Origin of the sequence: Pseudoalteromonas sp. Z1A2 (assembly GCF_011378755.1) — a bacterium.
Classification (GTDB): Bacteria; Pseudomonadota; Gammaproteobacteria; order Enterobacterales; family Alteromonadaceae; genus Pseudoalteromonas; species Pseudoalteromonas distincta.
Window position 1 is genome coordinate 280,387 of the sequence record NZ_WTKX01000003.1, and the last position, 12,577, is coordinate 292,963.

Annotated in this window: 12 protein-coding genes; 5 read left to right on the plus strand and 7 right to left on the minus strand. The window is 39.1% G+C overall.

Annotated features, from left to right (window positions below):
• Nucleotides 1-511: 511 nt before the first annotated feature.
• The 3 genes from GQR47_RS04190 (at nt 512) to GQR47_RS04200 (ending at nt 3,048) form a co-directional block, all read left to right on the plus strand.
• The gene (locus tag GQR47_RS04190) at nt 512-946 is read left to right on the plus strand and encodes a thioesterase family protein (RefSeq protein ID WP_010553137.1); all 435 of its coding nucleotides are present in this window, start codon (nt 512-514) and stop codon (nt 944-946) included.
• 9 nt (nt 947-955) lie between these two features.
• A complete protein-coding gene (locus tag GQR47_RS04195) occupies nt 956-2,008 on the plus strand; it encodes an aldo/keto reductase (protein WP_024604348.1) in 1,053 nt (350 codons plus the stop codon).
• Between the two features lie 116 nt (nt 2,009-2,124).
• On the plus strand, nt 2,125-3,048 hold the full coding sequence (locus GQR47_RS04200) for an ABC transporter substrate-binding protein (protein WP_165723577.1): 924 nt from the start codon (nt 2,125-2,127) through the stop codon (nt 3,046-3,048).
• Here GQR47_RS04200 and GQR47_RS04205 read toward each other — a convergent pair.
• The 6 genes from GQR47_RS04205 to GQR47_RS04230 all read right to left on the minus strand — a co-directional run bounded on the left by GQR47_RS04205 (nt 2,999) and on the right by GQR47_RS04230 (nt 9,523).
• Nucleotides 2,999-3,619 carry a fumarylacetoacetate hydrolase family protein gene (locus tag GQR47_RS04205; RefSeq protein ID WP_002958091.1) on the minus strand — a complete coding sequence of 207 codons (621 nt, stop codon included), beginning with the start codon at nt 3,617-3,619 and terminating at the stop codon, nt 2,999-3,001. The genes GQR47_RS04200 and GQR47_RS04205 overlap by 50 nt on opposite strands.
• A 376-nt stretch (nt 3,620-3,995) precedes the next feature.
• Entirely contained in the window at nt 3,996-5,963 is a 1,968-nt protein-coding gene (locus GQR47_RS04210) for a response regulator (protein ID WP_002958090.1), read from the minus strand.
• A gap of 10 nt (nt 5,964-5,973) precedes the next feature.
• Entirely contained in the window at nt 5,974-6,435 is a 462-nt protein-coding gene (locus GQR47_RS04215; RefSeq protein ID WP_002958089.1) for a response regulator, read from the minus strand.
• Entirely contained in the window at nt 6,436-7,920 is a 1,485-nt protein-coding gene (locus GQR47_RS04220; RefSeq protein WP_165723578.1) for a sensor histidine kinase, read from the minus strand.
• Nucleotides 7,921-7,958: 38 nt separating this feature from the next.
• A complete protein-coding gene (locus GQR47_RS04225; RefSeq protein ID WP_165723579.1) occupies nt 7,959-8,168 on the minus strand; it encodes a histidine kinase dimerization/phospho-acceptor domain-containing protein in 210 nt (69 codons plus the stop codon).
• A gap of 14 nt (nt 8,169-8,182) precedes the next feature.
• A complete protein-coding gene (locus GQR47_RS04230) occupies nt 8,183-9,523 on the minus strand; it encodes a sigma-54 dependent transcriptional regulator (RefSeq protein ID WP_165723580.1) in 1,341 nt (446 codons plus the stop codon).
• Between the two features lie 234 nt (nt 9,524-9,757).
• Between GQR47_RS04230 and GQR47_RS04235 the strand changes: the two genes are divergently transcribed.
• Together GQR47_RS04235 and GQR47_RS04240 are read left to right on the plus strand one after the other, a co-directional pair.
• Nucleotides 9,758-10,273, plus strand: a complete 516-nt coding sequence (locus GQR47_RS04235; RefSeq protein WP_039485087.1) for an NUDIX hydrolase — start codon at nt 9,758-9,760, stop codon at nt 10,271-10,273.
• Between the two features lie 216 nt (nt 10,274-10,489).
• Nucleotides 10,490-11,866 carry an NAD-dependent succinate-semialdehyde dehydrogenase gene (locus GQR47_RS04240; RefSeq protein ID WP_154903469.1) on the plus strand — a complete coding sequence of 459 codons (1,377 nt, stop codon included), beginning with the start codon at nt 10,490-10,492 and terminating at the stop codon, nt 11,864-11,866.
• 158 nt (nt 11,867-12,024) lie between these two features.
• On the opposite strand, the gene GQR47_RS04245 is transcribed toward GQR47_RS04240, so the two are convergent.
• Nucleotides 12,025-12,372 (minus strand): hypothetical protein, encoded by a 348-nt coding sequence (locus GQR47_RS04245; RefSeq protein WP_154903468.1) that lies wholly within the window; start codon nt 12,370-12,372, stop codon nt 12,025-12,027.
• Nucleotides 12,373-12,577: the final 205 nt, after the last annotated feature.

Genomic DNA, 12,577 nt, shown 5'->3' on the forward strand with positions numbered 1-12,577 from the left:
GTAGCACAAATGCCAAACATACGCTGCCCGAAGGGTTCTGCCTAGGGGCAATTTACTCTTTGTTGCTCGGTTTTTACTTAGCCCACTAGGTCACAAACCTCGCGCCGCGATTAAATAGCCCCTAGATTGAACAAATTTTAATCCTGAAAGGTCAACAGGCCCTAGTTAGCGATTAAAAAAAGCGCTTATTACCTTCTTGCTCTTTATAACCGCGCAACCAAAACATAACCTCGAAAAAAAACCCCGCTAACATCAAAATAATAGCGCCTGATTCGTTACCCATTGCGTAACAGGTAAAAGAGGCTATAAAAACCAAACAAGCTAAGGACCAGTTAATTATGTTCTGCATATTTCTACCTCTGTGTGTTTTTGTGTTTGTCTGTGCAATTTAACTGTAGACCTAAAATTAAATAGGTACAATCATCTTATAAAAAAACTTGCCATTAATTACCTTGAGCTCGTAACCCCATGTTGATAATCTAAGTACTTTAAAATTAAGGGCCAATAAATAATGCAAACGTTTAAAGATCAGCACCCTATCCATACTGACATCACCGTAGCGTGGGCTGATATGGATGCACTACAACACGTAAATAATGTAGTGTATTTACGTTACTTTGAAATAGCCCGAATCGACTTCTTAAATAAAATAAATCTGTTCGATACAATAAGCCCTAATGGCGTGGGCCCGGTAATAAGCGAAAATAACATTCGTTATAAACGCCCAGTTACATTCCCAGATACGCTTACAGTCGGTGTTACTATTTCTGATATAAAAACAGACCGATTTGTTATGAATTACACCGTATTTAGTCACGCACAAAACGCTATAACAACAACAGGCACTTCAAAAGTGGTTATGTTTGATTTTGAAACAGGCCAAAAAGCCCTCATTGCAGAGCCTCTTTTATCGGCGTTAGTTAGCTACTCTCAAGACGAGCAATAAGGAATTCTCATGCAATACAGCCCACTTGGCAGCAGTGGTATTAAAGTTTCAAGAGTATGTTTAGGCAGTATGACTTGGGGTAAACAAAATACTCAAAGCGATGCTGATGAACAAATAGCCTACGCGCTAGAGCAAGGCGTAAACTTTATTGATACAGCCGAAATGTATGCAGTACCGCCCTCTCCAGAGACATATGGAAAAACTGAGGAAATTATTGGCGATTGGCTATCGCGTAATCAGCAAAAGCGCAGCGATGTGGTACTTGCTACAAAAATTGCAGGCAATGGATTATCGTGGGTACGTGATGGTGGCAATATTACGCGCCAAACGGTAATAGAAGCCGTAGACGATTCACTTAAGCGCCTTAAAACCGACTACATTGATTTATATCAGCTGCATTGGCCAAACCGCTCTACCCCGCACTTTGGCAGACAATGGCCCGGCACTCTTAAATTTACCGACGTAAATACACAAGAGCAGCAAGCTAGTATGCTTGATATTCTAGAGGGCCTTAATGAATGTGTTAAAGCAGGTAAAATTAAGCACTGCGGTTTATCTGACGATACGCCATGGGGTATAAGCCAGTTTTTAAGTTTGGCCAAAGAGCATAACTTACCGCGTATGGTATCTATTCAAAATGAGTTTAGTTTAGCGCACGCTAAAGACTGGCCGTATTTAATAGAACAATGTGTACACGAAGATATTGCCTACTTACCGTGGTCGCCCTTAGCAGCCGGTTTATTAACGGGTAAATACCTAAACGGTGCTCGCCCAGAAGGATCTCGTTGGACCTTCATGCAGCGCAACGGTATTTTTAGAGATACACCCAATGCAGAGCAAGCCACTAAGCAGTATGTTGAGCTGGCTCATGCAAACAATATTACTCCAGCACAACTAGCACTCGCATGGTGTAACCAAGTAGATGGCGTAACCTCTTCAATTATTGGTGCAACAAGCATAGCCCAATTAAAAGAAGATATTGATGCATTTAACATCACGTTAAGCGACGAAATTCTTAGTGAGATTAACACTATATTTAAAAACTATCCTATGCCTTATTAAGCATGTACCAGTTAAAAGCAGCCTTGAACAAGGCTGCTTTTAACTAAAATATTTGACCCTACTACAACCAACACTATACTTTAATTAAGTTTTCTTAATTCAACGAACACTTATCAATGCTGAGAAACGGATACTATGCATTTTGTCTATTAATTGTATTTAACGCGCATGCTGTTGAACAAAAATTACAGCCTCTAGAAGAAATTATTTGGCTGCAAAGTTACACGCCCCCTTTTCATATAGCTAAAAGCGAAAGTGCACCACAAGGCGGTATTTGCGACAACCTAACCGAGCAACTCATTAGAACAATAACAGGTGTAAAACATACCCGCTTAATTGTCCCTCAGCAGCGTATAAATAAATATTTAAGTGAAGGAAAAAACGTATGCTTCCCGTGTGTTATTTATAAAAAACATAATAACCAACTACTTAACTACTCAAATCCAACAACGGTATATCCCCCATTTTCAATTATCACGACTAAAGATCTAAAGCCGCAATTAGAAGAAAAGCACGGCTCGCCTATTCACCTTATTAATTTATTAACCGACCCGCAATACGTATACGGGCAAGCTGCTGCACGTAAATTTACAACTAAAATTAATACAATTATTGAAAACACAAAACGAGATAAAGAGTCGTCGTTAAGTTGGAGTAGCGAAAATGAAAGTCAGGCTGTTATAGCACGCTTGAGTCACGGCTTTTTAGACTACTCAATTGATTACCCGTTTATGGCCGATTACTTTAATAAACAAGGAGAATATACGAATATAGAGAGTGTACCAATTGCAGAAAATGACATTCAATTTATACGAGGAGCAATAGGTTGTGCGGCTAACGCACCTAATAATTTTGCACAGCAAGCGCTTAAAAAAATTAACCGCGCGCTAAAAAATAATGTACTACAATCGCCTGAGTATCAACAAAGTCAGCATAATTGGCTTAAAATTACCTTTGCCGACTTTGATAAACACTACCAACAGCAAGTTATTAATTTTTACTTACTTGCCACTGATGCTCAAGCAAGCACTGATCATTAGCATAAAGTGCCACAGCAAAAATACTTTTAGGTGTTACCTCGCCTACGCCCGACGGTGTGCCTGTCATTACTACATCACCATCTTCTAAGCTCATAAATTCACTAATTTCTTGTAAAATTGAGTCCGGATTATGCAGCATAAAATGAGTATCGCCTCGCTGAATTACTTCATTATTAATTTTAAGTTCAAAAGTAAAGTGCTTCATTGTCTCTGTTAGCGCTACAAAATCAGTTAAAATAACAGAGCCGTCGAACGCTTTTGCGCGCTCCCATGGAAGTCCTTTATTTTTTAATTTACTTTGCACAGTACGCTTAGTTAAATCAAGGCCGAGTCCAACCCCTACAAATTTTTTATTTTTAACTACAAAACATAGCTCGGTTTCATAATGCAGCGTATCGCCGTTATGAGCCGCAAATAACGTATTAGTAATTGCACTATTTGGTTTGTTAAATAATACCATTTTGTCTGGCGTTTCGTTATTTAGCTCTGCAATGTGTGCGGTATAGTTACGGCCAACACACACTACTTTTGATGGTGTTAATTCTTCAGATACTAACTTTATTGAATGCATATAAATAATGTCTCAGTTATTGGACCTGTTGACCTTTCAGGATTAAAATTTGTTCAATCTAGGGGCTATTTAATCGCGGCGCGAGATTTGTAACCTAGTGGCTCGGTAACTGCTCCTGCGTTATTCTACTGACTTACATCCCTGTAAGAATAAGTAAAAACCGAGCAAAGCTTCCGCGTCCTGCTCACGCCCCTTACCTAAATCCATGTAGGCAACAAAGAGTATATAGCCCCTGGGCAGAACCCTTCGGGCAGCGCGTGTTTGGCATTTGTGCTACGTTATCGCCTATTTATGGGTAATAACCACACTACACAGGCTCTGCCTTGCCTAAATACCAAACATACTGGCAAATTTAACCTCGAAAGATAAACAGGCCCTAGCTAATAAGCGTTTCAAGTAAGCTCAAATTAATAGGTTTAAGTAAAACTCGGTCAATATTTAAATCTTTTATTTCTTTAGGATCTGGCTCTGCGCCACTTACAATCACCAAGCGTAGCTCTGGATATCGCTCATTAACTTGCTGGCCTAAATCAATGCCACGCCCATCAGGTAAATGCATGTCTAACAATACCTTATTAAATTGCTGGTCGTGATTAAGTATTTGCAAACATTGTGCGCAGCTAGACGCAATGACGGTTTCAACGCCTAGACTTTCTAAAAGTAGCTGCGTAATTTGCGCTGCATCGTGATCGTCTTCAACAAGTAAAAAGCGCTGCTTTTTCTCGGTTAAGCCCTTACTACAATTTATATCTTTAGCTTGCGGTGCATGCTCTGGCGCTACCAAATAATCTTGCAAACATTGATATAAAGCCGCGCTATCAACAGGTTTTGGTATTACATCGTTAAAGCCAAGTGCAGCAAGCTCCTCATGTATGCCTTTCATAGTAGCGGCAGTGAGCGCGATTATTGGGCCTTTGTAACCCATTTTTCTAAGCTCTATGGTAGCTTCCTTGCCGCCCATTACAGGCATATGAATATCAATAAAAATAATATCGTAAGGCGCTTTATACGCATCTGCAATACGCACTTTTTCAAGTGCTTGCTGCCCATGTTCGGCGTAATCTACGCGCGCACCACAGGTACTGATCATATGCCCTACTAACATGCGTAAATCACGTAAATCATCAACTACTAATACTCGCCCATGCACTTTGCATGGGGCCGATTTACTTTGTAGTTGTGGAACGCTGCTAAAATTAAGTACTTGTCGTTCTACTTCGCTAATATCACCTGGATACACCGAAATCGTAAATGTAGCACCCTTGCCAATTTCAGAGTGCAAACTAATATTACCGTGCATACGCGCTAACAACTCAGCACATATTGCCAAGCCAAGGCCTGCACCACCTACAGAGCGTGATTCCACATCGGCTATCTGCTCAAATGGCTTAAATATTAGTTCTTGTTTTTCAGGGGCAATGCCCATGCCTGAATCTTTAATGCTAAAAAATAGCATTTCACGATCATCAACCCACTGCGTCCACGCATTAACAACAATTTCGCCTTTATCGGTAAATTTAACCGCATTGTTTATTAAGTTTATTAAAATTTGGCGAACTCTTGTTGCATCCAGTCGTGCAACTAAGGGCAATGGCTGTTGAGATTCAAAACGCAGTGTAAGGCCTTTATCAAGCACCGATACACGCATTAAGGTGTATACATCGGCAAGCATGCTATCAAGGTTAACTTCGCTTAAGGTCAGTTCGAGTTTATCGGCCGCTATTTTAGATAAATCGAGCACGTCGTTTAACAAGCTCAATAAATGTTTACCATTTCGATAAATAACACCCAATTCATTTTCTGCTTGCTGACTAAAATCGCTCTGCATTAATAATTCGGTGTAACCTAAAATAGATGATAGAGGGGTTCTTAATTCATGGCTCAAATGAGCTAAAAAGCGGTCTTTTGAACGATTTTCAGCTTCGGCTTTTAAACGTTCAACTCGCTCGCCTTCAACATCTTTACGAGCAAGTGCATAACGAATAGCACGTGCAAAACGGCTCGAACTCATTTCTGTTTTTATTAAGTAATCTACTGCACCGGCGTCAAGCGCTGCCGAGTCTAACTCATCGTTTGACTGCCCGGTAAGCATAATAATTGGGCCGCTAAAGCCATTCGCAATGGCCTCTTTTAATACATCTAAACCATTAGATGCACCCAAGCGGTAATCAAGCAGGCAAATGTCGTGCTCATTTTTACTAAGCGTTGCAATTGCCTGCTCTGGGGAGCTTATCCATTGAATGTTAAACGTGTGTGAATCCAATTGGTCCAGATAGTCGCAGGTGAGTATATAATCATCTTCATCGTCTTCTACAAGCAGCAACTGAGTCACTTTATCTAACATACAATCTCCATTAATCGTTAAATGTTGTCGGTAGCTCTACAAACTCTACCCAGTATTTTCCTAGCGTTTTCATCAAATCAACCAAACCATCAAACGTCACTGGTTTTGTAATATAAGATGCAGCACCTAAGTTATACCCTTTAACCATATCTTCTTCTTGCTTAGATGTAGTTAAAATAACGACCGGAATTCCCTTTAAATTAGGGTTCCCTTTTATAGCTTCAAGCGCTTCACGGCCATCCATTCTTGGCATATTTAGATCAAGTAATATTAATCCTGGTCGCGGCGACACTGTTTTATCTTCAAACTTACCTTTACGTTCTAAATATTCAAGTAACTCAACGCCGTCTTCTACAAAATGAAGCTCGTTAAGTACACGGCTTTCGGCAAGGGCATCTTGTGTTAACAAACGATCATCTTCATCATCGTCTGCCATTAAAATAGTAATAGGTTTTACTTTTGAATAGGGCATTTAAGCCTCTCCTTGCAATGTGAAAAGCTCAGCTTCCACAGGTAGTTTTATAATGAAGGTTGCACCTTCACCGTCTTTACTTTGGGCTGTAATTGTTCCGCCGTGGCGCTCCACAATACGCCTACATACAGAAAGGCCAATACCTGTGCCTTTATATTGTGAGCGACCGTGCAAACGTTGAAACGGTACAAATATTTTATCGGCATAGTCTTGTGAAAAACCAATACCGTTATCTTCTATAGTAATAACTTGAAAGCTTAAATTAGCATTATGATCCTCGCTAAAAATGTCTTCATGCTGGTAACTGATTTTTATATGTGGACTTACATCTGGGCGTCTAAATTTAACAGCATTCGACAACAAGTTTAAAAACAACTGCTGCATTTGGCTCTTATCAGCCTGAATAACTGGTAAATCCTCTACATCAACTTGTGTATTAGACTCGCCTATGGCAATTTCTAAATCACTGAGTATATCGGTTACAACGTCGTTTAAATTTGTATCATCAAAATCTTTACCGCGGGTGGTAATACGTGAAAACTCTAGTAAGTCGTTTATTAAATTAGACATGCGTTGCGCTGCATTTTTCATGCGTCCAATATAATCAATCCCTTTTTCACCAAGCTCATCTTTAAACATGGTTTCGAGACGGTCACTAAAGGCTTGAATTTTTCTAAGAGGCTCTTGTAAATCATGACTTGCAACAAAAGCAAACTCCTCAAGCTCTCGGTTACTTCGGCTCAGTTCATCAGAATACAACGTTAGCTCTTGTGTACGCTCAGACACTTTAGTTGCTAATGTTTCGTTTTGTTTTTCAAGCTCAAAGCGATACCGTGCCGCATTTCTTAAATTAAGCCGCGTCATTACAAACATACCTATAATAAGTAATATGCTTGTGACTGCTGTAATAGCAAACGTGATTTTAGCTTCATTCTTAATTTGCGCTAACTTTGAAAAATGGCTCACTTTAAAGAGTAATTCACGGTCTTGAATTTCATTAACATACTCTCTAATTTGCTTATAAAGCTCCCTGCCTTTATGTGTATTTAACACATACAATGCACGCCTTTCTCTATCATCAAGTGCCAGGTTTACAGTTTGCTTCAGCTCTTTAATTTTGCTATCGACAAGTACAAGCAACTGAGCAATACGCTCAGCCTGACCGTCAATTTCAGAGTGCAACGACTTAACATGATCTGTCTGCGCTTCAATTTGGCCTACAGCATCGTAGTACGGCGTTAAATAGTCAGTCTCTTCTGTTAATAAATAGCCACGCTGGCCTGATTCAGCCTGCACTATTGACAAATGTAGTTGCTCAATTGCTGTTGTCAGCATATTAGTGTTGTCTAAACTTTTTTGGGTTTGTGTTAAACCTTGAATCGTATTCAATGCTAAAAATGCGTTACCCACAATAATACTCAACACAACAACTATAAAAGCTGCCCAAGTAATATTCGCTTTCCCTTGATGTTCTTGTTTGCTCATTTAGCTTCCCGAATTAGCGTTTATACAACACTTAATATTTATTGAGAGTCAGTTATTTTTTGCAAACTTTCGCTGCACTGTTGGCAATTATTGATAATTTTATCAAGTGCATCTAACGCTTTTTCTTTTGGCATATCGTTTTCAAGTACCAATTTAATCAGCTCAGCATTCATCGAAATACGATTTAGCGGCCCTCTTGCATCGTGTACTAATTTATTGAGTTGCTCTGTTTGGTTATCGGATGTCATGCCCTTCCTCAAATCTATTTATATTCGCCAATACCGCCATATGCATTAAGGCGGTTATAAAGTGTTTTAGTACTAATACCAAGCATTTGTGCAGCAAGCGTTTTATTACCTTGCACCTTATCAAGCGTTGCATGAATAAGTTCTTTTTCAACTTCTTCAATTGTTTGCCCTGCTGGTACAGGCTTTTCGGCAGCTTGATTATTAACGCGCGAAAAGGGTGACTCTAAGTTATCAGGTAAAATAATGTCGCTGGTTTGTGGGTCGCTCATAATAAATGCACGGTGTATAGCATGGCGGAGCTCTCGCACATTACCCGGCCATTCATAGCTTTGCAGCTCTTTGAGCTGTGCGGCAGTCCAACTAAAGGCAGTGCCGTTTTCGTCATTAAGTTGATCTAAAAAGGCTTTCGCTAATAAAGGTACATCTTCTTTTCTATCGCGAAGTGGCGGTATATCAATAGGAAAAACAGCCAACCTAAAGTAGATATCTTCACGAATAACATTATTTTGTGCCAAATCGGTAAGCGAGCGGTTAGTAGCTGAAATAACACGGCAATTGGTTGGTATTTCTCTGTTACCACCTACGCGTGTTACCTTTTTAGTTTCAAGCACTCGCAGTAAATTTGGCTGCATATCAATTGGCATTTCAGTTACTTCATCTAAAAACAAAGTACCGTTATTTGATTGCTCAAATACACCTTCTTTACGTGCAATTGCGCCTGTAAATGCGCCTTTTTCGTGGCCAAATAACTCACTACCAATTAACTCTTTTGAAAGTGCGCCACAGTTGCTAGCAACTAATGGCCCTTCGCACTGGCTTGCGTTATGAATAGCTTGAGCCACTACTTCTTTACCTGCACCACTTTCACCCATAAGCATCACGTTAGCATTTGTTTTAGCTACGCGTTCAATCATGTTGTAAAGCTTTTGCATTGGCTCAGATTCACCAATTAAACCGCCAAAGTGGCGTACAATACCGCTCGACTTTGCTTTTTTAACTGCTTTTTTAGGGCCATTTAAAACGAGTTCTAAATCTTCACGTTGTAATGGTTTTAATAAATGCCCTACATTTGGCTCACACATATCAGCTAAAATACCTTTAACTGAAGGATGGCCCGAAATAAGTGTAATTTTTGGAGATTGCCCAATCGTTTTTAAGTGATCAAGTAAGTGCAAACCGCTACCATCAGGCAGCATAAAATCAAGCAGCACATGATCAAAGGCATTATTTTCAAACCATTGATGTGCTTCTTTTAAACTGGTAGCTGTGCTTATATTGTGGCCGAGGAATTCGACTATGTGGCAAACAACGTCACTAAATTCAACGTCGTCATCTACTAAAAGTATGTCTAACATGATAAATCCCTATGCTTTTTCCTTATTCTACGCAACCTAGATATTAATTTAAAGGTGCGCCCAGAATCTAATTTTTAAAATAAACTTAAGCGATTAAATGCTATTAATGTTACCAACCTAATATTTACGTATGCTGAAAAAAATCGATCATAAATTATGATTAATAATTAAAATCGTTTCTATTTATAGAATGGTAGCAACTATTATTATTAAAAACCTAAAAAAGGAGACGAAATGCAGCAATTAAAAACCTTAATACATTCAGGTATTAATATTGACCAAGGTACTCAATTTACACGCTTAACAGCTCGCGCTATTGTAATTAAAAATAATAAAATACTTTTAATGTATACAAACCGTTATGAAGACTACAGCCTACCCGGCGGTGGAGTAGATGACGGCGAAAGTATTGAGCAAGGCTTAATTCGCGAACTAAGCGAGGAAACCGGTGCACAACAAATAAGTGTAGTTAAAGCCTTTGGACTCTATGAAGAGTATCGCCCTTGGTATAAAGACGATTTTGATATTATTCATATTAAATCGTATTGCTTTGTATGTAGTATTGCCGACGAGTTTGGCAAAGCGCAGTTAGAGCATTACGAGCAGCAAAATGGCATGACAGCTAAATGGGTTGATATTAACGACGCAATTGCACATAACGAGCGCACCATTGCTAACAGTGAAAAACAAGGGCTTTCTATTTTACGAGAAACTTATTTATTAAAGCGCATTGCAAAGGAGCTAATATAAAGCTCTGTGTTTGCCCCAGAGGGTGTTGTAAATTTTGCAACGCCCAGAATATTTTACTACCTCGAGCACCTCAATTTTTATATTTAAAAAATCCTCCTTCAGCAAAAATATAAATTTAATTAATAAAATCAGATGGATAAAAACAAAATCAACTTTTTATAAAAACTGGCTCTAGCCTTGCACCTTTTAAATAACTAAATTTGTAAGGAGATAGAAATGAGTAACACAGTTAAAACGATTAATCCCGCAACTGAGCAAACCATTGAAACCTATACACTACTTTCTCAAAAGGAAGCAGAACAGGTAATCGAAAAATCTCACGAAACATATTTAAAATGGCGATTAACGTCATTCACTGAACGTGCAAAATACCTTAATAAGTTAGCCTCACTCTTTGAAGATCAAAAAGAAGCTATTGCAAAACTCATGACCGAAGAAATGGGTAAAGTTTACGAGCAAGGCTTTCAAGAAGTTGAACTATGTGCAGGAATTTGTCGTTATACAGCCGAACAAGGCCCACAAGTACTTGCTGACGAAGAACGTGATATGGACGGCGGCCGCGCAATTATCAGCTACCAACCAACAGGTGTACTATTAGGCATTCAACCATGGAACTTTCCGCTTTATCAGGTAATTCGCTACAGTGCTGCTAACATCATGGCGGGTAACACAACCGTATTAAAGCATGCTGGTAATGTATTTGGCATGGCTGAAAAAATAGAAGAGCTATTTAAACAAGCTGGTTTCCCAGAGTATTGCTTTAACAATCTACTTATCGACGGCAAAACAGCCAGTTCTTTAATTTCGCACAAAGCAATTAGCGGCGTAACCTTTACCGGTAGTGATGCGACAGGTAAAAAAGTAGCAGAAGAAGCAGGTAAATACGTTAAGAAAACAGTGTTAGAGCTTGGTAGTAACGACGCTTACTTGGTACTTGATGACGCAGACCTAGAGCTTGCAGTTAAAACCTGTTTAACCGGGCGCATGATCAATAACGGTGAAACGTGTGTTTCAGCTAAACGTTTCGTTGTTGTAGAGTCACTTTACGATGACTTTAAAGCGCAAATTAAAGAGCAATTTGAAGCCATGAAAATGGGCGACCCAATGGCTGACGATACAGACTTAGGCCCAATGGCACGTGAAGATTTACGCGACGGCATTCACGACCAAGTAATGGAATCAGTTAAAGCAGGTGCAAACATAGTAACGGGCGGCGAAATCCCTTCGCAAACGGGCTATTACTACCCACCTACTCTACTAGATAACTTAGCCCCTGGTATGCCAGCCTATGACGACGAATTATTTGGCCCAGTAGCTTCGCTTATTAAAGCCAAAGACAACGACGATGCAATGCGAATCGCTAACGACTCTCGCTACGGTTTAGGCGGCGGTATTTTCTCTAAAGATGAGAAAAAAGCCATTGAGCTTGCTAAAAAGTACTTTGACACCGGCATGATCAATATTAACGGCTACGGTTTAGCACAACCTAACCTACCGTTTGGTGGTGTTAAAGAAAGTGGCTACGGCCGAGAGCACGGCGGCTTTGGTATGCGCGAATTTGTGAATATCAAATGTATTATGATCAATAGCTAATTTAGCTTTAAATACTAATACATTAAAAAACCTAAAAGTGGGTAACCGCTTTTAGGTTTTTTTAACTTTAAAATTAGATTACAGAAGAGCTTAGTCTTTACTAAGTTCAAACCACAAAGCAACTAAACAGTAATAACTGTAAATGAGCAGTTTGCTTTTTAATCATTATCAATATAAAAGAATAATATAATAAATTCAGAGGCACTAATTGCAGCTAGCTGCATTATCAGCAAAAACATAATACCAATCCCAGCTTGAGGGTCAGGTTCAATACCAAAGACAAGTACTGGCGCTAAAGTAATAGTACATAATGCAGCTATAATTCTAATAAAAATGAGCCGTTTATTTTTATAGTTTTTAGCGTTAGCTAAAAAATATAGAAGCAAATAAGGCAACAGCATAAACGCAAAGCCAATTTCAGTTGGCATCCAGTACTTAATAGCAACAGCAACTAAAGATAAAACAGCAAGCGCCTTAACTGGATAGTACATTTTTTTATAATTCACATGCTTTCCTTTGCACGCAGTGCTTTATTAGCACCAAATAAAATATTGCCGAACAATATAAAAACTTTAATTATGCAATGCAATCTATTTCACTAGACTTAACCTGACAGGCAACAATGAGCGAACAGCGGTCATTGGAAAAGTTAAATTTATTCTAGTGCTTTGAGTAGAAATCTAATTTTGTCCAATAACATTATTAAACGCC